21 protein-coding genes are annotated in these 19,273 nt (G+C 71.6%); 14 read left to right on the forward strand and 7 right to left on the reverse strand.

Annotated elements, in window-relative coordinates; all coding sequences use genetic code 11:
• The first annotated feature begins 72 nt into the window (after positions 1 to 72).
• The 4 genes from ABEA24_RS48005 (at position 73) to ABEA24_RS48020 (ending at position 2,968) form a co-directional block, all read left to right on the forward strand.
• Positions 73 to 651 (forward strand): hypothetical protein, encoded by a 579-nt coding sequence (locus ABEA24_RS48005; RefSeq protein WP_345442181.1) that lies wholly within the window; start codon positions 73 to 75, stop codon positions 649 to 651.
• Between the two features lie 94 nt (positions 652 to 745).
• Complete coding sequence (locus tag ABEA24_RS48010) at positions 746 to 1,153, forward strand: GntR family transcriptional regulator (protein WP_345442185.1); 408 nt, start codon at positions 746 to 748, stop codon at positions 1,151 to 1,153.
• A 9-nt stretch (positions 1,154 to 1,162) separates the two neighbouring features.
• Positions 1,163 to 2,257 (forward strand): DUF1648 domain-containing protein, encoded by a 1,095-nt coding sequence (locus tag ABEA24_RS48015; protein ID WP_345442188.1) that lies wholly within the window; start codon positions 1,163 to 1,165, stop codon positions 2,255 to 2,257.
• 39 nt (positions 2,258 to 2,296) lie between these two features.
• Positions 2,297 to 2,968, forward strand: a complete 672-nt coding sequence (locus tag ABEA24_RS48020) for a hypothetical protein (protein ID WP_345442451.1) — start codon at positions 2,297 to 2,299, stop codon at positions 2,966 to 2,968.
• An 88-nt stretch (positions 2,969 to 3,056) separates the two neighbouring features.
• Here the strand turns inward: ABEA24_RS48020 and ABEA24_RS48025 are convergent, their stop codons facing one another.
• The 3 genes from ABEA24_RS48025 to ABEA24_RS48035 all read right to left on the reverse strand — a co-directional run bounded on the left by ABEA24_RS48025 (position 3,057) and on the right by ABEA24_RS48035 (position 6,302).
• Positions 3,057 to 4,490: an aldehyde dehydrogenase gene (locus ABEA24_RS48025; RefSeq protein ID WP_345442191.1), complete on the reverse strand. Its 1,434-nt coding sequence runs from the start codon at positions 4,488 to 4,490 to the stop codon at positions 3,057 to 3,059.
• 100 nt (positions 4,491 to 4,590) lie between these two features.
• Positions 4,591 to 5,373 (reverse strand): ABC transporter permease, encoded by a 783-nt coding sequence (locus ABEA24_RS48030; RefSeq protein ID WP_345442453.1) that lies wholly within the window; start codon positions 5,371 to 5,373, stop codon positions 4,591 to 4,593.
• 2 nt (positions 5,374 to 5,375) lie between these two features.
• The gene (locus ABEA24_RS48035; RefSeq protein ID WP_345442194.1) at positions 5,376 to 6,302 is read right to left on the reverse strand and encodes an ABC transporter ATP-binding protein; all 927 of its coding nucleotides are present in this window, start codon (positions 6,300 to 6,302) and stop codon (positions 5,376 to 5,378) included.
• A 168-nt stretch (positions 6,303 to 6,470) separates the two neighbouring features.
• Here ABEA24_RS48035 and ABEA24_RS48040 point away from each other — a divergent pair, with 168 nt between their 5' ends.
• The 5 genes from ABEA24_RS48040 to ABEA24_RS48060 all read left to right on the forward strand — a co-directional run bounded on the left by ABEA24_RS48040 (position 6,471) and on the right by ABEA24_RS48060 (position 13,170).
• Complete coding sequence (locus tag ABEA24_RS48040) at positions 6,471 to 7,673, forward strand: sensor histidine kinase (protein WP_345442197.1); 1,203 nt, start codon at positions 6,471 to 6,473, stop codon at positions 7,671 to 7,673.
• 106 nt (positions 7,674 to 7,779) lie between these two features.
• On the forward strand, positions 7,780 to 8,454 hold the full coding sequence (locus ABEA24_RS48045) for a response regulator (RefSeq protein WP_345442200.1): 675 nt from the start codon (positions 7,780 to 7,782) through the stop codon (positions 8,452 to 8,454).
• 139 nt (positions 8,455 to 8,593) lie between these two features.
• On the forward strand, positions 8,594 to 8,749 hold the full coding sequence (locus ABEA24_RS48050) for a hypothetical protein (RefSeq protein WP_345442203.1): 156 nt from the start codon (positions 8,594 to 8,596) through the stop codon (positions 8,747 to 8,749).
• A gap of 312 nt (positions 8,750 to 9,061) precedes the next feature.
• Entirely contained in the window at positions 9,062 to 10,195 is a 1,134-nt protein-coding gene (locus ABEA24_RS48055; protein WP_345442205.1) for an exonuclease SbcCD subunit D, read from the forward strand.
• Entirely contained in the window at positions 10,192 to 13,170 is a 2,979-nt protein-coding gene (locus tag ABEA24_RS48060; protein ID WP_345442208.1) for an AAA family ATPase, read from the forward strand. Before ABEA24_RS48055 ends, ABEA24_RS48060 begins: the two co-directional genes overlap by 4 nt.
• Before the next feature lie 9 nt (positions 13,171 to 13,179).
• Here ABEA24_RS48060 and ABEA24_RS48065 read toward each other — a convergent pair whose 3' ends face one another.
• A complete protein-coding gene (locus ABEA24_RS48065) occupies positions 13,180 to 14,499 on the reverse strand; it encodes an MFS transporter (protein WP_345442211.1) in 1,320 nt (439 codons plus the stop codon).
• A gap of 168 nt (positions 14,500 to 14,667) precedes the next feature.
• On the opposite strand from ABEA24_RS48065, the gene ABEA24_RS48070 reads away from it, so the two are divergent.
• Together ABEA24_RS48070 and ABEA24_RS48075 are read left to right on the forward strand one after the other, a co-directional pair.
• Positions 14,668 to 14,844 carry a hypothetical protein gene (locus ABEA24_RS48070; RefSeq protein ID WP_345442214.1) on the forward strand — a complete coding sequence of 59 codons (177 nt, stop codon included), beginning with the start codon at positions 14,668 to 14,670 and terminating at the stop codon, positions 14,842 to 14,844.
• Position 14,845: 1 nt separating this feature from the next.
• Positions 14,846 to 15,256, forward strand: coding sequence for a VOC family protein (locus ABEA24_RS48075; RefSeq protein ID WP_345442217.1), 411 nt, complete (start codon positions 14,846 to 14,848; stop codon positions 15,254 to 15,256).
• A 107-nt stretch (positions 15,257 to 15,363) separates the two neighbouring features.
• Here the strand turns inward: ABEA24_RS48075 and ABEA24_RS48080 are convergent, their stop codons facing one another.
• On the reverse strand, positions 15,364 to 16,896 hold the full coding sequence (locus tag ABEA24_RS48080; RefSeq protein WP_345442220.1) for an FAD-dependent oxidoreductase: 1,533 nt from the start codon (positions 16,894 to 16,896) through the stop codon (positions 15,364 to 15,366).
• Positions 16,897 to 16,981: 85 nt separating this feature from the next.
• Between ABEA24_RS48080 and ABEA24_RS48085 the strand changes: the two genes are divergently transcribed.
• A complete protein-coding gene (locus ABEA24_RS48085; RefSeq protein WP_345442223.1) occupies positions 16,982 to 17,593 on the forward strand; it encodes a TetR/AcrR family transcriptional regulator in 612 nt (203 codons plus the stop codon).
• Positions 17,594 to 17,748: 155 nt separating this feature from the next.
• Here the strand turns inward: ABEA24_RS48085 and ABEA24_RS48090 are convergent, their stop codons facing one another.
• Both ABEA24_RS48090 and ABEA24_RS48095 read right to left on the reverse strand, forming a co-directional pair.
• Positions 17,749 to 17,949: a hypothetical protein gene (locus ABEA24_RS48090; RefSeq protein WP_345442226.1), complete on the reverse strand. Its 201-nt coding sequence runs from the start codon at positions 17,947 to 17,949 to the stop codon at positions 17,749 to 17,751.
• A gap of 3 nt (positions 17,950 to 17,952) precedes the next feature.
• Complete coding sequence (locus ABEA24_RS48095; RefSeq protein WP_345442229.1) at positions 17,953 to 18,093, reverse strand: hypothetical protein; 141 nt, start codon at positions 18,091 to 18,093, stop codon at positions 17,953 to 17,955.
• A 291-nt stretch (positions 18,094 to 18,384) separates the two neighbouring features.
• Here ABEA24_RS48095 and ABEA24_RS48100 point away from each other — a divergent pair, with 291 nt between their 5' ends.
• Both ABEA24_RS48100 and ABEA24_RS48105 read left to right on the forward strand, forming a co-directional pair.
• The gene (locus ABEA24_RS48100) at positions 18,385 to 19,173 is read left to right on the forward strand and encodes a helix-turn-helix domain-containing protein (protein WP_345442232.1); all 789 of its coding nucleotides are present in this window, start codon (positions 18,385 to 18,387) and stop codon (positions 19,171 to 19,173) included.
• A complete protein-coding gene (locus tag ABEA24_RS48105; protein WP_345442235.1) occupies positions 19,170 to 19,262 on the forward strand; it encodes a DUF397 domain-containing protein in 93 nt (30 codons plus the stop codon). The genes ABEA24_RS48100 and ABEA24_RS48105 overlap by 4 nt, the downstream gene beginning before the upstream one ends.
• Positions 19,263 to 19,273 lie beyond the last annotated feature (11 nt).

Here is a 19,273-nt window from a genome sequence, read left to right on the forward strand (position 1 = left end):
CCGAGCGGAACCCGGGACGTTCCGCCACCGTCAGGTGAAGTGGCAGTCCGTCGACTCGATCGGAGCGAGCCCATGTACCCCGGGACCCCGAATGTCATCGATCCGGCCGAGGTGCGGCCACGGCGGGTGTGGTTCGTCGTCGCGGCGCTCGCCATTTTCCTCGGCGTCGCGCTCGGCGCGGGGATGTTGGTGTTCGGCGTCATCACCGGCGCGGGATCCCGCGACAAGAGGTTCGGTGACGGTGAGACCGTCACCGTGTCCCTGAAGCCGGACGCCGCCATCTGGGTGCCCGAAGGATCGTACGGCGGCGCGGACTGCCGTGTGACCTCCGCCGCTGGTCAGGCCGTCTCCGTCACCAGGCCGGGTTACCGGTTCACGACGTCGAGCAACGGCGAGAGCTGGCAGGTCGCCGGGCTCGTCCACGTTCCGGCCGCCGGTGAGTACCGCGTGACGTGCACCGGAGGCGAAGGGCGGTACGCGGTCGGCCAGGCCCCGCGGCCGTCCCGGCTCGTCATCGGGATCCTGTCGTCGATCGGCTTGTTCATGGTCGGCATCTTCGGCGGCGTGGCCACGATCATCGTCGTCGCCGTGCGCCGCAATCGTTACCGCATGCGGTTCGTGGCCCGGCCGATGGGCCCGCCCGCGCCGTAGCGGGGAAGGCCGCAGGTCCGAGGGGGTCCGTGGACCCCCGCCAGCCTGTTTGTTATAGTTTTTCTATAACAAACAGGCTGGAACGGCGGGCGCGATGATCCTGACTCTCGAGGTGGACGGCGATGTGCCGCTCTACCAGCAGTTGCGCGATCGCGTCGTCGAGGCGATCGCGGACGGGCGCCTGCACGTCGGTGACTCACTGCCCGCGACCCGGCAGCTCGCGGCCGACCTCGGCATCAACATGCACACCGTCAACAAGGCGTACGACCTCCTGCGCCGCGAGGGACTGATCCGCCTCGCCCGGCGCACGGGGGCGGTCGTCATCCGCGACGCCTTCACCGGCCCGCCCCCGGCCGGCGTCGCGGACGAATGGGAGGAGCGGGTCCGCACCCTCCTCGCCGAGGCGGTCGCCAAGGGGCTCGACCCGAGCGACGTCACGCGCCGCGTGCAGCGGATTCTCGACGGATTCCCCGCCGGATCGTCCGTCCGGCCGACCACCTGAGAGGTAGCGATGACCGGCGTCACGCTCTTTCCCGTCCTTCTCATCGGGGTCGTGCACTGGCTGATCCCGTCGCTCGTCCCGCCCACCGTGCCGTTCGGGGTCCGCGTGCCGCTCGACCAGGCGCACGTGCCGGTCATCGACGCCTGGCGGCGCCGCTACCGGGTCGGTACGGCGGGTGCCACCGCAGCCGCGGTGGCCGTCGTCCTGCTGGGCGGCCCGGTGGCCGGACCGATCGCCGTCACCGCCCTCCTCGCGGTCGGGCTGGTCCTGTATCTGGCGGCCCACCGCGCGATCAGGGAGACGAAGACCTCCGAGGGCTGGTTCGCCGGTCGGCGGCAGGTGACGGTCGTCGACACGTCGCTCCGGACCGACCCGGAGCCCTACCCGTGGCGCTGGGCGCTTCTGTCGTTCGTGGTCCCGCTGGTCACCGTGCTGATCGGGCTCCTCGAGTATCCGCGGCTGCCCGATCGGCTGCCGACGCACTTCACGATGTCCGGGCACCCGGATCGCTTCGCGGACAGGTCGATCGGATCGGCCTTCGGCCCCCTGATCACCCAGATCACGCTGACCGTCCTGATGGCGGCCCTGGCGTGGGCGGTGCTGCGGAGCCGGGCGCGGCTCGACGCCGAGGACCCGCAGGCGGCGACCCGGCATCGACGGTTCGTCTCCGCGATGGCCCGCGTGCTGCTGGCCCTGAGCGCCTGCCTGAACCTGACCTTCCTCCTCGCCGCCCTGCAGACCTGGCGCCTGGTCGAGGCCGGGCCGGTCGTCGCGGTGGTTCCGGCGGTGACGATGCTCGGCGTGGCGGTACTACTGATCGTCGTCGTCCGTACGGGACAGGGCGGCAGCCGCCTCCACCTCGGCCCCGCCCGTGACGGTCTCCCCGGCATCGGCCGCCGTCCGGCGCCGGTCAACCAGGACGACGACCGCTTTTACCGGTGGGGACTCGTCTACTACAACCGGGACGACCCGGCGCTGTTCGTGTCGAAGCGGTTCGGCGTCGGATGGACGCTCAACATGGCGCGGCCGCTGTCCTGGGTGCTGCTCGGCGCGACCCTCGTGCTGATCACGATGAGCTCGCTCATCGGCTCACTCGGCCGGTGACCCGTCCCAATCGACTTCGACCTCTACGCGCAGGAGGCGCTGGACGCCTACCGGACCCTCGCGCGCCAGCGCGAGGTGGACCGGCGTCGCCTCATCGTGGTGGGCCACAGCGAGGGCGCGCTGTTCGCCCTCTGGCTCGCCGACCGGCTCAGAGGCACGCCGGAGGCTCCCCGGGCACTCGTCCTCGCCGCGCCGCCCGGCCACCGCTACCTCGACCTGCTGTCGAGGCAGCTCACCGAGCAGTACCGCGCGGCGCAGTCGGCGGGCCGGCTGCCGGCGGCGACCGCGGCGGTCTACATCCGTGATCTGCGGGTCGTGGTCGGCGCCATCAGGACGACAGGGAAGCCGCCGGCCCATTTCGCGGACCCGGCGTTGGCGTCGCTGTTCACCCCGGTGAACACGGCCTTCCTGGCCCAGGCCGACCGGCAGGATCCATTCGTCCTGGCACGCCGCCTGGCACCCGGCCTTCCGGTCCTCGTGCTGCGGGGGACCAAGGACGTCCAGGTGGACGTCTCCGACATCCGCCGCCTCATGAACGGCCTCTCTGGCGATCACGGAGCGCAGCGGGCCGACATCCCCGACGCCGACCACGTCTTCAAGGTCGTGATCGGCACGCCGAACCCCGCAACCGACTATCCGGACCCCAACCGGCCCTTCGCACCGCAGGTCGCCCCGCGGCTGACGGCCTTCCTGCGCGGCACTTTCGGCTGAGCGTGAGCTCCGGCCGGGATCGGCGAGCGCGGTTCCTGCCCGGCCGAACCGGGCAGGGACCGCGTGCGGCGGGCCGTCGACGTCCTCGTCAGCCCATGCGGGCGATGGACTTGTACTCCAGGTAGGCGGCCAGGCCCTCGGGGCCGAGCTCGCGGCCGACGCCGCTGCCCTTGTAGCCGCCGAACGGGGACGACGCCTCGATCATGTACATGTTGACCCCGTACGTGCCGGTGCGGACCTGGCGGGCGATCTCCAGACCGTGGTCGTTGTCGGCCGTCCAGACCGTGCCCGCCAGGCCGTACTCGCTGTCGTTGGCGATCCGCACCGCGTCCGCCTCGTCCTCGTACGGGATGACCGTCAGGACGGGGCCGAAGATCTCCTCGCGGGCGATCCGCATGTCGTTGGTGACGCCCGCGAAGACGGTGGGCGTGACGTACCAGCCGCGGTCGTGCGGTCGCCCCGAACCGCCGAGCGCCACCTTGGCGCCCTCCTCCTGGCCGATCCGGATGTAGCCCTCGACCCGCTCCTGCTGGCGCTTGGCGACGAGCGGGCCGATCTCGGTCGCCGGGTCGGCCGGGTCGCCGACCTTCATCCCGCCTACGGTCTCGGCGAGCGCGTCGACGACCTCGTCGTAGCGGGTTCGGGACGCGAGGACGCGGGTCTGGGCGACGCACGCCTGACCATTGTTCATCAGCGACGCCATCTTGAGCCAGCCCATCGTCGCGCCGAGGTCGGCGTCGTCGAGGATGATCGCCGCCGACTTGCCGCCGAGCTCGAGCGTGCAGCGCTTCAGCTGTTCGCCGCAGATCGCGCCGATCCGGCGCCCGGCCGCCGTCGACCCGGTGAAGGCGACCTTGTCGACGTCCGGGTGGCGGACGAGGTGCTCTCCGGTCTCCCGCCCGGCGGCGACGATGCTGACCACGCCCTTGGGCACGCCCGCCTCGTTCAGCAGCTCGCCGAGGACGTACCCGTCCAGCGGCGTCTCGGGCGCCGGCTTGATCACGATGGTGCAGCCGGCGATCAGCGCGGGAGCGAGCTTGAGCGCGATGATGAACTGCGGGACGTTCCACGGCACGATCGCGGCGACCACCCCGACCGGCTCGCGGCGGACCGTGACCGGCCCGAACATCCCCGCCCGCTCCTCCTCCCAGGCGAAGCCCTTGCCGAGCTCGGCGAAGTAGCCGTAGACGGCGTGGGCCTGCCCGGTCTGGCCGAGCTGGGAGAACGTGATGGGGGAGCCCATCTCGGCGGTGATCAGCTCGGAGAGGTCGCCGAGGCGCTCGGCGTACAGTTCGGTCAGGCGGGCGACGACGGCGGCGCGCTCGGCCGGCGCCATGCGCGGCCAGGGGCCGTGGTCGAACGCCTCCCGCGCCGCCGCGACGGCCTGGTCCATGTCCGCCGGGGTCGCGTCGGGCACCCGGCCGATCACCTCTTCGGTGTGGGGGGAGACGACGTCGATGGTGCCGGTGCCGGCGGGCGCGACCAACTCGCCGCCGATGTAGAGCCGATCGTGTTCACGCATGCCGTACCTCCGGAGGCGGGAGGAGCTTTGACCGAGTGCTTGCTTGGTATCTTCTCCATCCGTTCCGCTCCTGTCCACCGTGGCCCACGTCACGCTGAAGTCAAGCGTCGCGGCGGCGTAGGAGAAGGTAACCACCGGCACAGGCGGCCGTGGCCCAGATCACGAGGATGCCCAGCGCGGTCCACGGCCCGAAGGGGCGGTGCGAGATGAACGACTTCTCCGGCTTCACCACCTGCATCATCACCTGCCCGACCTGATCGGGAAGGAACTGCGCGACCGTCCGGACCTTCGGGATGTTGCCGAGCCCCTGGGAATCGAGGAAGAGCAACGGGATCATGATCCCCAGCGAGAGCGCCGTACTGCGCAGCATGGTCGCCACGCCGATCGCGAAGGCGCAGAGCAGCGTCAGATAGACGCACGCGAACACGACCGCGCGCAGTACTCCCGGCTCGCTGAGAGTCGTGCCGTGCGGGCCGAGTTCGGCCTGTGCCGTGAAGAACGTCAGCAGGACGGTGATCAGGGAGAACGCCAACGCCAGTAGCGTCGTGGCCAGCACCTTGGCGCCGTAGAACACGCCCCGGTGCGGCACCGCCGCCAGGGAGGCACGGATCGTGCCGCTCGTGTACTCGGTGCCGACGCACAGTACGCCGAAGACGACGAGAGAGATCTGCCCGAGCGTCAGGCTGTAGAAGCCGGTCGTGACGGGGTCGAAGTTGGCGCGTGCCCGCTGGTCCATCCGGTCGAAGCCATAGCGCACGCTCAGACAGAAAAGGAAGCCGAGCCCCACGCTGAGGACGAAGGTCAGCGCGAGGGTCCAGGCCGTCGACCGAACGGTGCGGATCTTGATGAATTCGGCACCGAGGGCCGCCCGTGCGGAAGCCATGTTCACCACTGCGGACCTCCAGCCCCGTATCCGGCGCGGTAGTCGACGACGTCCCCGGTGAGCCGCATGAACGCCTCTTCCAGTGAGGCGGTCTGCGTCGAGACCTCGTGCACGATCAATCTCCTGGCGGCGGCGATCTCACCGATCGTCGCGGCGTCGGTCCCGTCCGCCTCGAGCGCGCCGTCCGCGGCCTGTGCCACGGTGACGCCGGCCGCGATGAGCACGTCCCGCATCCGCTCCGGCTCGGGCGTCCGGATCCGTACGAACGAGCGGGTGTGGGCGGCCACGAACTGGGCCACGGTGGTGTCGGCGAGCAACCGGCCACGGCCGATCACGACCAGGTGGTCCGCGGTCAGCGCCATCTCGTTCATGAGATGACTGGAGACGAAGACCGTTCTGCCCTCGGCCGCCAGCCTCTTCATCAGGTTCCGGATCCACACGATGCCCTCGGGGTCCAGCCCGTTGAGCGGTTCGTCGAAGAGCAGAACCGGCGGGTCGCCGAGGAGCGCCGCGGCGATGCCGAGTCGCTGGGACATGCCGAGGGAGAATCCCTTGGTCCGCTTCCGGGCGACGCTCTCCAGCCCGACCATCGCCAGTACCTCCCGAACCCGCGTCTTCGGGATCCGGTTGCTCCGCGCCAGCCACCGCAGGTGGTCCTGTGCCCGGCGGCCGCGGTGCACGGCCGTGGCCTCGAGCAACGCCCCGACCCACCGCAGCGGCTCGGTCAGCCGGTCGTAGGGCCGCCCGTTGATGAGGACCCGGCCGGCGGCCGGGCGATCGAGGCCCAGCATCATCCGCATCGTGGTGGACTTCCCGGCGCCGTTCGGTCCGAGAAAGCCGGTCACCTGACCCGGGCGGACCGTGAAGGACAGCCGGTCGACCGCGACCGTGTCGCCGTATCTCTTGGTGAGGTTCTGCACTTCGATCACGGTCTCGACGGTGCCGTACGGCGGGCCGCCGGCGCTTCGGAGCAGCGGCGGAATCGCGGCCTCCGCCCGGGCGCGTACGGCGGCTTCCGGCGCGCGGCGTGCTCCGACCGGGGGATGAGGGACTCCGGTCGGAGGCCGGGACGAGGGGTGGCCGGTACGGTTCGGGGCGTGCGCGAACCCGATCCACCGCCGGTCTTCCCGCGGCGGCTCAGCCGTCGCCGGCTGATCGCCCTCGACGCCGCGGCCGCGGCCGGATCGACGCTGGTCCTGCTCGCCATCGCACTCGCGCGACCGGTGGACCTGCCGACCTGGGCGACCTGCCTGCTCGCCGGAGCGCTCGGGCTGCCGGTCGCCGTACGGCGCCTGTGGCCGCTGCCCGTCTTCGGGGTCGTGTTCGCGGCGTCCGTGGTGGCGATGTTCTTTGGAATCGGATGGAACGCCCTGTTCCTTCCCGCGTTCGCGCTGTACATGGTCGCGCTGACCGCGTCCCGGCACCCGAGGGAGCCCACCCTGGTCATCGCGGGGATCAGCGTGTTCGGTGTGCTCGTCGGGACGATGGCCGGGCCCCGCGGCGGCGGCACCGGGATCGCGAACCTGATCCTCACCGGCCCGCCCGTGCTGGGCGGGGCGTGGACGATCGGCCGGGCCGTGCGCGAACGTCGCGCGTACGCCGCACGGGCGGCCGAGCAGCTCGCCGAAGGCGCCGTGACCGAGGAGCGCCTGCGGATCGCGCGGGAGCTGCACGACGTCGTGTCCCACACCCTCAGCCTGATCGGCGTGAAGGCCGGGGTCGCCGGCTACGTCCTGCGGTCCCGTACGTCCGGGGACGAGGACGCGGAGGTGCGCGAGGCCCTGGACGTCATCGAGAGCACGAGCCGGGACGCGCTCGTCGAGATGCGCCACATGCTCGGCATGCTCCGATCGGACGAGGCGTCCCCCGAACTGCGGCCCGCGCCCGGCCTCGCCGGGCTGCCCGAACTCCGCGAACGCGCCGCGATGGCCGGCGTCCGCGTCGACCTGACCGTCGACGGCGTGGACGGCCTGCCCGAGGGGATGGGCCGCTCGGTGTACCGGATCGTGCAGGAGGCGGTGACCAACGTCGTCCGGCACGCGGCCCCGGCGCGCTGCCGGGTCGTGGTGGAGGGCGACAAGGACGAGGTACGGATCCGGGTGACCGACGACGGACCGGGGGACCGCGTGCTCCCCGGGACGCCCGGACACGGCATCATCGGGATGCGGGAACGCGCCCACATGCACGGCGGCACGCTGACAGCCGGGCCGCGTCCCGAGGGCGGGTTCGAGGTGTCGGCCCGCCTGCCCCGCCAGGCCTCGCAGGAGGCGCCGTCCCGCCACCCCTCGGAGGACCCGTGACCGCCGGTCCTGGTCGCCGACGACCGGCCCCGCCACGCCTCGGAGGACCTGTGATCGCCCCTGTGCTGGTCAGGGACGACCAGGCCCGCCACGCCCCGGAGGATCCGTGACCGACCCCGTCCGCGTTCTGGTCGCCGACGACCAGGCCCTGCTGCGCGGCAGCTTCCGCGTTCTCGTCGACACCGCCGCGGACCTGACGGCGGTCGGGGAGGCGGGAACCGGCGCGGAGGCCGTCGAGTTCGCCTTCCGCGAGCGGCCGGACGTCGTGCTGATGGACGTCCGCATGCCGGAGATGGACGGCATCGAGGCGACCCGGCGCATCTGCGGTCCGGACGGGCCGCCCGGGGTGCGGGTGCTCATCCTCACGACGTTCGACCTGGACGAGTACGTGCACTCCGCGCTGCGCGCGGGGGCCAGCGGCTTCCTGCTGAAGAACACCCCTCCCGCCGACCTGCTCGCGGGGATCCGGGTCATCGCCTCCGGCGATGCGCTGCTGGCGCCCGCCGTGACGCGGCGGCTCATCGCGGAGTTCGCCCGGCGGCCGCTGCCCGCCCGGCAGCCCGCCCGCGAGGTGGAGGGCCTGACCGGCCGGGAGCGCGAGGTGCTCGTGCTGATCGCGCGCGGTCTGTCCAACGGCGAGATCGCCGAGCATCTGCACCTCAGCCCGGCGACGGTGAAGACGCACATCGGGAACCTGCTCGCCAAGCTCGCCGCCCGCGACCGCGCCCAGCTCGTGATGGTCGCCTACGAGACCGGCCTGGTCACCCCGACGCCGCGCTGACCCGCAGCCGAAGACGAAGCGGAAGGCGCAATGGAGCACCTCGCCGACACGCCACTTCAGTGACCGGTAAAGCAGGTGTGACGTGCGACAATAGAGGTACCTCGCTTCCACCAACCGTCATCTGTCAGTGGATATCGTCATGCCTAAGTTCCGTCGAGTTGTACACCGCTTCGTCAACCGCCGCGCCGTCCCGCCCCATCGACTCGTGGAGAGCCTGGAGCAGTGGGAGAGGCTCGCCACTCCGGAGGAGCGAGCGCAGTTGCTCACCAGGTCCGACATGAGCAAGGCGGCGTAACGCCGGCCGACCACCGCTTCTCCGAATTTTGGGCGAAGCGGCGGTCCCCAGGCGGGAGCCTCAGGCCCCTGGCGAGAGCGTTCGCCGGGGGCCTGTCCATGTGCGGTCAGCGCCGGTGGCGCAGGTCCCAGACGAGCAGCCGTCGTGCCAGGCCCGCTCGCTCCCGCGTCGTGCGGATCGGTGCGGCCGGTCGCCGTCGCGCGGGTCGGTCAGACACGTGCGTATCACCGCATAACGGGCGTGTGTCACCAAAGTGGCGTCATACGGCGTGTGCGGTCGGTGTTGTCGGTGGGGCCTGTTAGCTTGCCGAGCATGCCCCGGCTCCTGCACACCTCCGACTGGCACCTCGGCCGGTTCTTCCACCGCGAGGACATGCTCGGCGCGCAGGCGGCGTTCGTCGACCACCTCGTCGAGACGGTCCGCTCCGAGCGGGTCGACTGCGTGCTGGTCTCCGGCGACCTGTACGACCGGGCGCTGCCGCCCGTCGACGCGGTCGCGCTGTGCAACGAGGCGCTGCGGCGGCTGACGGCCGAGAAGGTCCGCGTCGTCGTGATCAGCGGCAACCACGACTCCGCGCGGCGGCTGGGCTTCGGGGCCGACCTGATGGACGCCGCCGGCGTGCACCTGCGCACCGACCCGGAGGCGGTCGGCCGGCCGGTGCTCCTCGACGACGGCACCGCGATCTACGGCATCCCCTACCTCGAGCCCGAGGTGGTCCGCGGCCGGTGGGAGCTGCCCGAGCGCGGTCACGGCGCCGCGCTGACCGAGGCGATGCGCCGGATCCGCGCCGACCTGGCGGAGCGCGACGGCCGGTCGGTGGTGCTCGCGCACGCCTTCGTCACCGGGGGAGAGGCGAGCGACAGCGAGCGCGACATCGCGATCGGCGGGGTCACGAGCGTGCCGATGAGCCTGTTCGACGGCGTCGACTACGCCGCCCTCGGCCACCTGCACCGCGCACAGCCGCTGTCGGAGACGGTGCGCTACGCCGGCTCCCCGCTGGCCTACTCCTTCTCCGAAGACGGGCACGTCAAGGGCAGCTGGCTGGTCGACCTCGGCGAGACCGTCCACGCCGAGTTCGTCGAGGCGCCGGTGCCCCGCCGGATCAAGCGTATCGGGGGCCGCATCGACGACCTGCTCACCAACGAGCGGTGGGCCGCGTACGAGGATCACTGGCTGCAGGTGACGCTCACCGACGCCGAGCGCCCCACGAGCGCGATGGACCGCCTGCGGCACCGCTTCCCGCACGTCCTCGCCCTGGCCTTCGAGCCGGAGGAGACGACGGACACCGGCGAGCGGACCTGGGCGGAGCGCGTCAAGGGCCGCTCCGACACCGAGATCGCCTGCGACTTCGTCGCGGAGGTGCGCGGCGCGCCGCCGGCCGAGGCCGAGCGCGCGCTGCTGGTCGAGGCCTTCGAGCATCACCGGCGCGCGGAGGCGGCCCGGTGAGACTTCACCGCCTCACGATCACGGCCTTCGGGCCGTTCCCCGGCACCGAGCGGATCGACTTCGACGCGCTGTCCGACGCCGGCCTGTTCCTCATCAACGGTCCCACCGGCGCCGGGAAGACCAGCGTGCTCGACGCCGTCTGCTTCGCGCTGTACGGCCGGGTGCCGAACGTCCGCAACGACGCGAAGAACCTCCGCAGCCACCACGCGCCGCCCGATCGCTCGCCGGAGGTCGTCCTGGAGGTGACGATCCGCGGGCGGCGGTTCCGCATCGCCCGGTCGCCGCGCTGGGACCGGCCGAAGCTGCGCGGCACGGGCACGACGGAGGAGAAGGCCAAGGTCCTGCTCCAGGAGTGGCGCGGCGGCGAGTGGGATGCCCTGTCGACCCGGTTCGAGGAGGCGGGGCAGAAGATCGGTGATCTGCTCGGCATGTCGGCGGAGCAGTTCTGTCAGGTGGTGCTGCTGCCGCAGGGCGACTTCGCGGCGTTCCTGCGCGCCGACGCCGAGAAACGGCGCGCCGTGCTCGAGCGGCTCTTCGCGACCGAGGCCTTCACCGAGGTCGAGCGGTGGCTGCGCGACAAGCGGCAGGAGACCGGCCGGGAGGCCGACGTCCTGCGCGCCGCCGCCGGGTCCGTCGCCGACCGCGCCGCCGAGGCGGCCGGTTCCGAGCGTCCCGACCTGGACCCCGACGCCCTCGCGGCGTGGGCGGTCGAGCTGTCGGCCCACCTGGACGACATCCGTACGGCCGCCGAGGACCGGGTGGCCGCCGCGGCGAATGTCCTGGCGACGGCACGGGCCGCGGCCGAGCACGGGCGCGCCGTCGCCGACCGGAGGCGGCGCCACGCCGACGCCCACGTCCGGGCGGCGGCGCTGGCCGAAGGCGCCGCCGCCAGGGCCGCCGTGACCGACGCGCTGCGCGCCGCCGAGCGCGCCCGCCGCGTACTGCCACTGCTGCACAGCGCCGAGGCCCGCGCCGCCCGCCGTACGGCGGCCGAGGCCGCGGCCGCCCGGCGACGGGAGGTCGTCGCCCGGCTGGTCTCCGACACCGCCGACGCCGACGTCATGCGCAAGGAGGAGCGGACCAGGCGTGAAGAGGTCGCCGTCCTCGAGCAGCGGCGCGGCGACGAGCACCGGCTGGCCGCGATCGGCCGGGAGCTGACGGACGCGGAGTCGGAGGGCCGGGACCTCGACGCGCGCGAGGCCGAGCTGACGCTCTTCCTCACCGACTCCCCGCGCTACCGCGAGAGCCTGGCCGCCCGGCTGGAGCAGACCCGTGCCCGGCTCGCCGCCCGGCCGGTGGCCGAGGCCGCGGTCGAGACCGCCGGGCGGCGGCTGGAGGCCGCGCTGCGGCGCGACGCGCTGGCGGGTGCGCTCGCGGAGGCGGACGAGGAGCACCACACCGCGACCGACGCCGCCCAGGCGGCCCGCGACGCCTTCCAGGAGATCCGCCAGGCGAGGCTGGAGGGCATGGCCGCCCGGCTCGCGCGCGAGCTGCGGCCCGGCGCGCCGTGCGGGGTCTGCGGCTCCACCGAGCACCCGGCGCCCGCCACCGCAGGCGGGGAGATCCCGGACGGCGACGCCGAGTCGGCCGCCGAGGCCGCGTACGACAAGGCCCAGGAAGACCGCGAGCGGATCGCCGCGCGCCTCGCCGAGCTGCGGGCCGAGCAGGGCGCGGCGGCCAGGGACGCCGGGGAGGAGGCCGTCGACGACCTGCGCGACGCTCTCGCCGCCGCGCAGGAGGAGCTGACCGCGCTCACGGCCGCCGAGGCCGATGCCGAGGGGCTCGAGGAGGAGCTCCGGCAGGTCGACGCCGAGTACGAGGAGGCGCGGGACCGGCAGGACGAGGTCGTGACCGCGCTCGCGGAGAACCGCGCGCGCCGCGTCGCCCTGACCGCCGAGGCGCTCCGTCTCCGCACCGGTCTCGACGAGGCACGCGGCGACGATCCGACCCTCGAGGGCCGCATCCGCCGCCTCGGCGACGAGGCCGACCTGCTCCGCGACACCGCCTCCGCGATCGAACAGCTGAAGGCCGCCGCCGACGATGCCGACGCGGCGCGGCGGGAGGCCTCCGGCGCCGCCGAGGCCGAGGGCTTCCCCACGGTCGACGCCGTACGCTCCGCCGTCGTCGACGACGCCATGCGCGACGAGCTGACCCGGCAGGCGAAGGCCTACGACGACGAAGAGGCCAGGGTCGCCGCGCTGCTGAACGACGCCGAGCTCGCGGCGGCCGCCGCCGAGCCGCCGCCCGACCTCGACGCCCTCGAGTCGGCGCTCGCCGACGCCGAGCAGGCGCACCAGGCGGTCTCGTCGGCGCGCGACCGCGCCCGGCACCGCCGCGACCGTCTCACCGCGCTCGCCGCCGAGCTGCGCGAGCTCGCCGCGGCCTGGCGCCCCGTCGCCGACCACCACGACGTCGTGGCCCGGCTCGCCGCCGTCGCCTCCGGCGACCCGGCGGTGAACACCGCGCGGATGCGGCTGTCGGCGTACGTCCTGGCCGCCCGGCTGGAGCAGGTCGTGGACGCCGCCAACGAACGGCTCGCCCGCATGTCCGCGGCGCGCTACATCCTCGAGCACACCGTCGAGCGCGCGGCGGGTGAGAAGAGCCGCCACGGCACCGGCGGTCTCGGCCTGCGCGTCATCGACACCTGGACCGGGCAGCGCCGCGACCCGGCCACCCTGTCCGGCGGGGAGACCTTCGTCGCCTCGCTCTCCCTCGCCCTCGGCCTGGCCGACGTGGTGACCCTCGAGGCGGGCGGCGCGGAGATCGGCACGCTGTTCGTCGACGAGGGGTTCGGCACGCTCGACGAGGAGACCCTCGACGAGGTGATGGACGTCCTCGACGGCCTGCGCGACGGCGGCCGCGCGGTCGGCATCGTCAGCCACGTCGCCGAGCTGCGCACCCGCATCCCCGCCCAGCTCCGCGTCCGCAAGGCCCGTACCGGCTCGGCCCTCGCCGTGACGGGCGTCGCCGCCTGACCATCGGGATCAGGCTTCGTGGGAGGGGACGGCTCGGTGGACGAGCAGGGCGGCGGTGAGGCACATGGCGCCGGCGACCGCCATTCCGGATGAGGGGCCGAGAGCCGCCATCACCCCCGTGGCAGCCGCCAGGATGCACGTCTCCAGGCTCATCCGCGTCGTGCCGAACAGTGCCGCGCCCGCCCCTCCGCGCTGGGAGGGCACATATTTGAGCGCCTGCCCGTCCGGAACGCCTTGGGTCAGCCCGAGACACAGCCCGATGACCCCGGCCGCACCGAGAAGGACGGCAGGATGGTCGGTCACCTGCAGAATGACCACCGTGACGGTGCAGGCGAACAGAGTGGTCGTCACCAGCGGCCGTGCCCATCGACGCGCGAGCCGCGCGGCGACGAGCGGAAGGACCGCTGACGGCACGGTCAGCAGGCTGAGCATGACCGCCGCCTCGCCTGAGCCCAGCCTCTGGACAGCACCCAGCTGAGGGAGCACGGTCAACCCCACCACGAGCATCCCCATGAAGGCGCCCGTCGAGAAGGCGTACGCGCGGTAGGCGGGGATCCGCAGCAGGTCGACGGGTATGGCGGGATCAGGTACCCGCCGTTCCACGCGGATGAGCCCGGCGGCGCTGCCTGCCGCGACGAGGAAGAGCACGCCCGGCTCCCACCACGGGACGCCCGTCCCGACGCCCAGCCCGAGTGCGGTCACCACGGCGGCGATGGTCACCCCGAAGAGCACGGCACCACGGAGGTCGAACCCATCGGAGACCTCGGGGCTGCGAAGACCCGGAAGCCCGAACGTGGCCGACGTCGCGATGGCGGCGACAACCCCTGGCGCGACGAAGACGAGAGGCCAACCTCCGATGGCCATGAGGGCCTGGGCGACGACGGGTCCCAGTGCCAGACTGCCGCCCAGCACGGCGCCCGCGTAGCCGTACACCCGACGCCGTTCCTCCGGCGGATACACGGCCAGGATCATCGACGATCCACCGGCGGCGCACATGGCCGCCCCGATGCCGGCGACCGCGCGAAGGGCCACCAGGGACGACAGGTCCGGGGCGAGGGCGGACAGGATCCCGGTGGCCGCGACAACGATGTTGCCGACGGCGAAGAACAGGCTGCGGGCCGTGCGATCCGCCACCACACCCGCCAGCAGGAGAGCTGCGGCGAAGAGCCCGTTGTAGGCGAGGACGATCCACGGACCCAGGGCGGCCGCACCGGGCAGCTGCGCGGTCACATCGGGGACGGCCGCCGTCGCACCGGTGATCGCAAGGGGGAACACCGCTGTGGAGATGAGGTCGGCGACGAGGACGCGCCGACGTTGACGAACAGACAAGGCGAACAAGGGTGCGCTCCGGAAACAGGAGATCCGAGCGCCACGAAGGCGCTCCTGGCCAAGGGGTCAGGAGCGACGGCGAGAACTGGGGTTTTGCGCCGTCGCTCTCAGCGACGGCGCACCTTGTCCGCTTTCGGCACGAGCACACGCTAGCAGCAGGGGGCCGTCGTGGTCCTTGCGATAATCAGCGGGTCGATGGCGGCCGGTGAGATCGCGGCCGGCCTGGTCAGCAGCGAGCGTCAGGGTCGCTCGCGGATCTACCGGCTGGAACGCAAGCGGCTGGACCTCGTGAGCGAGTGGCTTGCCCACTTCTCCCGGCGACCCGACCATCAGGAGGGCAACTGACATGGCACCGATCGGAGCATCCGGGGACGTTCCACGTTTCTTCCGACTCAGCGTGGAGGTCGGCGACCTCGACGAGGCGCTCGTCTTCTACGGCCGGCTGTTCGGCATGGAGGGGCGCAGGCAGGCCGGGGCGCGCGCGTACTTCGAGTGCGGGCCCGTCACCATCTCCGTGCAGGAGGTGCCCCACCAGGCGCCGCACCCCGCGGCGAAGGCGCTCTACTTCACCGTCGGCGACCTGGAGGCCGTCTTCGGGCGAGCGGAGACGCTGGGGTGCCTGTCGACCGAGCAGGTGCACGACGCACCCGCCGGCGCGATCGCCGTACGCCCGTGGGGCGAGCGCTCGTTCTATGCCCAGGACCCGTGGGGCAACCCGCTCTGCTTCGTCGAGGAGGGCACCGTTTACCTGGGTTAGAGCGTGTTGCCAAGCGATCGGCCGGTCCTGTGGCGGGTTGACGACGAACACGCACCTCCCGCCCGGCGACGGCGCGCCTGCCACATCGCGCGGGCGGGGGCAACGGCTCAGCCGATCGCGGCGAGATAGTGCGATACCGCCGAGACGTCGCCGGCGTCGGAGATCAGCGCGACATAGCCGTCAGGACGGATCAGCACGAGGGTACGGTCGGCCGCGCCATAGGCGCCGGCAAGATGGCCTTCGGTGTCGGCGATGTCGTCGGGGCCGGTCGGTTGTCCGACGACATGGAGAGTCCTGAGGCCGGACGGAGAGGCTTCGACCGCAGGCGTGGCCCCGAAGCTCAGCAACGTGAAGCGCCCGCCGCGCGCCAGATCGAACAGTCGGCGTTCGCCTTCCACCGTCGTCAGCCTGGTCGCATCGGGGGCGCGGTCGCCGGCGCGGAGCAGGGCGGTCTCGTCGCGGTCGTCGCGCGCCAAGGCGGAGTCACGGTAGCCCACGCCGAGCTGCACCGTGCTCGCATCGCGGCGGGTGACGATGGTCTTCTGCTCGATCGCCTGCTTGAGACGCGCGTTCGAGAGCGCGAGCACGCCGGCTCCGACCGGTCGCCGCTCGGCATCGTAGCTGTCGAGCAGCGCCGGCGAGGCGCCCTTCGCGACCGCCGCGAGCTTCCAGCCGAGGTTGTGCGCGTCCTGGATGCCGGTGTTCATCCCCTGGCCGCCGGCGGGCGAGTGGATGTGCGCCGCGTCGCCGGCGAGGAACACGCGACCCTCGCGATAGCGGTCGACGAGGCGGATGTTGGCGCGCCACAGCGACGACCACGCCGGCTCGTCGAGGCGGATGTCGGTGCGGCCGCTCCGCCGCTCGAGGATCGCCCGCATGTTCGCGAGGCTGAGCTCGGGATCCTGTCCCGGCGCGATAACGGCCTGGTATTGGAAGGTGCTGGTCGAGGGCAGCGGGCAGAGGCTGACGAAACCCTCCTCATGTCGCCACATGTGCCAGGCGTCGCGATCGAGGCCGTCGACCTCGACATCGGCGACGATCATCCGCACCTCCTCGCGGGTCTCGCCTTCGAAAGCGATACCGGCCTGCTTGCGGACGATGCTGTGGCCGCCGTCGCAGCCGACCAGCCAGCGCGCGGTGACCGCCTCGGCCTCGCCGCCCTTGACGACCACCGCCGACACGGCCTCGTCCGACTGCTCGAAGCCGCCGAGCGCAGTGCCGAACTCGACCGCGCCGCCGAGCTCCGCCAGCCGCAGCCGCAGCGCCTCCTCGATCCGCCATTCGGGCGTGATCAGGCTCGCCGGATACGGGATGTCGGGGCGATCCCCGAACGTCTCGGCGCCGCCCAGTGTCACCTGGCCATCGGGAGCGGTCGAACGGATCGGCATCGCCATCCGGCCGTTGGCGATCACGCGATCGACGATGCCGAGATCGTCGAACACCTCGAGGGTGCGCGGCTGGATGCCCTTGCCGCGCGATCCGGGCTGCGGGCCGGGGGCGGCCTCGATCAGGCGGAAGGAGACGCCGCTGCGAGCGAGTTCGCAGGCCAGCGTCAGCCCGGTCGGGCCGGCGCCGACGATCAGCACCGTCAGCGCGTTCGCCACCTGCGGTGACAGCGTCGCTTTCGTCGTCTCGGTCATCTCATCCCCAGTGCAAGAAAGGAATCCCTTTCTAGTCAGAGTAGGGACACTTGCTAAGAAAGGAAAGCCTTTCTATCGTGAGGTGGTGGTCACAGAGGCGTCCGAACCCGTCCGCCGTCGCCGGCACGGCAAGCAGCTCGAGTCCGCGCTGCTCGCCGCCGGATGGGACGAGCTGGTCGAGGTCGGATACGCCCACCTGACGATGGAATCGATCGCCGTACGCGCTCGCACCAGCGAGGCCGTGCTCTACCGCCGTTGGGCCAACAAGGACCAGCTCGTGCTCGCCGCGATCGAGCACTACCGGAACGCCAACCCGGTCGCACTCCCCGACACCGGCGCCCTGCGCAGCGACCTGCTCGCCCAACTGACGGCCGTGAGCGAAGCCCTTGCCCCCTTCTTCGCCATCGCCGCAGCCGCCGCCTTCTCGGGGCTGCTGGCCGACACCGGCCTGACTCCGACGCAGGCCCGCGACAAGGTCATGGGCGGCCGGCTGCTCCCACACGGACGGACCATCTACCAACGCGCCCACCAACGCGGCGAGATCGACTTGGAGCGCATCCCTGCCGCGGTGCTCGACATGCCGTTCGACCTGGTGCGCCACGACTTGCTCATGGACCTCGAACCCCCGAAGCCCGCGCGCATCCAGTCGATCGTCGACGAACTCTTCCTGCCCCTCGTGCAGAACCATCAGGGTTGACGGTTGAGTGCTTAACTCGTAGTGCTGCGGTTATGGGCACAGCGCTAGCGGACCCCGTCCGTCGTTCTGGACCGTCTACTGAGGCGAAAAAATTCTCGCCTGAGTAGACGGACTTGAAAACAGTGGCACCCCTCGGGGAGTCTGATTCGCCGGATTCACTGGGTCGGCTTTTTCTGGCTCGTGCCGTCGATCATTCGGCGTGCCTCGTCGGGATACTTTTGAATCAGTACATTGAGCCGTGCCAACTCGGCGATGTACGATACGCCGCCGTACGGCGATGAGCGCAAGGCGGCGTAGAACTCCTCGACCGAACGCATCAGTCGAGTAATGGCGTCCGGTGCGGCATCGTCGGCCATCGTTCACTCCGGCCTGACGACGTGGACGATCATCGTCACCGCCTTCTCGATCTCCTCAGCAGGGCAGATGGGATCGCCCCACGACCACCACCAGTGCAGCCGCTCCGACGCGTCCGGCATGCACCGGATGATCTCCGCGAGCATGCCCGCTCCCGGGAAGCCCACGCGGATCCGCGTCGGGGCTATTTCCTCCGCTGTTAGACCCGCCTCGCCGCACGCCATGGAGAGACGCCGGCACAACTCGTGGACGTCTTCCTGCCCCTTCGCCGCCATCATGATCGCCCTTTCGCGTTGACGAAATTACCCATCCAGATTGACGCGAGCCGTTTACGCTATGGAAGCGTTCCGGTCGCCATTCCGGAATCCGAAGCCGACGCGGTGATCTCTGGGGTCGCGCTGAAGCGATCCTGAATTCAGGCAAAGGAGATAACTCGAATGAACCAGTACTACAGCCCACAAGCCATATGGGGCCGCGAACTACGCCACTACCGCAAGGCCGCATCCCTCACCCAGGCCCAGCTGGCGGCGAAGATCTTCTGCTCGGAGTCCCTGATCAGCTCCATCGAGACCGGCCAGGCCCCGGCGACCCCCGAGTTCGCCAAAGACGCCGATGAAGCGCTGGCCGCCGGAGGCACGCTGTCCCGTACGCTCGACTGGCGCAAGGGCGCCCCCGCCTACCCGGCCTGGTTCGTCGACTTCCTGCCGTCCGAAGAGCAGGCCGCGCAGCTCCGCGCCTTCGAGATCGAGCTGGTCTATGGCCTACTCCAGACGCCGGACTACGCCCGGGCGCTTCTGGGCGGGGACGAGGCTGCCGTGGAGGCGCGCATGAGGCGGCAGCAGATTCTCACGCGAGAGAGCCCGCCTCCACCGGCTCTCTACTGCGTACTCGACGAGGCCGTGCTGCGTCGCAACGTCGGAGGCGCGACCGTGATGTACGAGCAGTTGCAGCATCTCCTGCAGGTCAGCGACCGCGAGAACATCGGCGTTCAAATCGTTCCCAGCCGCTTTCATCGCGGCGTTCGTGGCCCGTTCGTGGTCGCCACGCTGGAGGACGGGAGCGAGGTCGCCCACGCTGAGAACGCATTCGGCGGAGCGGTCTCCACACGACAGGAGGATCTCGCTACGGTGGTGACATCCTGGGAATCGATCCGGACCGAAGCCCTGCCTGCGGACATGTCGAGAGACCTGATCCGCCGAACAGCCGAGGAGCTCTGGAGAACGTGAGCAACCTGGAATGGCGCAAGTCCCGTCGTAGCAACGACACGGGAGGCAACTGCGTCGAGGTGGCCGTGGCGGAAAAGCGCCAAGCCTGACCAACGGGAAT

Source organism: Actinoallomurus vinaceus (assembly GCF_039542055.1).
Classification (GTDB): Bacteria; Actinomycetota; Actinomycetes; order Streptosporangiales; family Streptosporangiaceae; genus Actinoallomurus; species Actinoallomurus vinaceus.

Excerpts from the sequence above, each read along its gene's own strand:
- ABEA24_RS48095 (WP_345442229.1), bottom strand. The coding sequence starts at position 18,093 with ATGCTCGCGGAGATCATCCGGTGCATGCCGGACGCGTCGGAGCGGCTG.
- ABEA24_RS48055 (WP_345442205.1), top strand. The coding sequence starts at position 9,062 with ATGCCCCGGCTCCTGCACACCTCCGACTGGCACCTCGGCCGGTTCTTC.
- ABEA24_RS48080 (WP_345442220.1), bottom strand. The coding sequence starts at position 16,896 with ATGACCGAGACGACGAAAGCGACGCTGTCACCGCAGGTGGCGAACGCG.
- ABEA24_RS48050 (WP_345442203.1), top strand. The coding sequence starts at position 8,594 with ATGCCTAAGTTCCGTCGAGTTGTACACCGCTTCGTCAACCGCCGCGCC.
- ABEA24_RS48025 (WP_345442191.1), bottom strand. The coding sequence starts at position 4,490 with ATGCGTGAACACGATCGGCTCTACATCGGCGGCGAGTTGGTCGCGCCC.
- ABEA24_RS48100 (WP_345442232.1), top strand. The coding sequence starts at position 18,385 with ATGAACCAGTACTACAGCCCACAAGCCATATGGGGCCGCGAACTACGC.
- ABEA24_RS48010 (WP_345442185.1), top strand. The coding sequence starts at position 746 with ATGATCCTGACTCTCGAGGTGGACGGCGATGTGCCGCTCTACCAGCAG.
- ABEA24_RS48090 (WP_345442226.1), bottom strand. The coding sequence starts at position 17,949 with ATGGCCGACGATGCCGCACCGGACGCCATTACTCGACTGATGCGTTCG.
- ABEA24_RS48075 (WP_345442217.1), top strand. The coding sequence starts at position 14,846 with ATGGCACCGATCGGAGCATCCGGGGACGTTCCACGTTTCTTCCGACTC.
- ABEA24_RS48015 (WP_345442188.1), top strand. The coding sequence starts at position 1,163 with ATGACCGGCGTCACGCTCTTTCCCGTCCTTCTCATCGGGGTCGTGCAC.
- ABEA24_RS48030 (WP_345442453.1), bottom strand. The coding sequence starts at position 5,373 with ATGGCTTCCGCACGGGCGGCCCTCGGTGCCGAATTCATCAAGATCCGC.
- ABEA24_RS48005 (WP_345442181.1), top strand. The coding sequence starts at position 73 with ATGTACCCCGGGACCCCGAATGTCATCGATCCGGCCGAGGTGCGGCCA.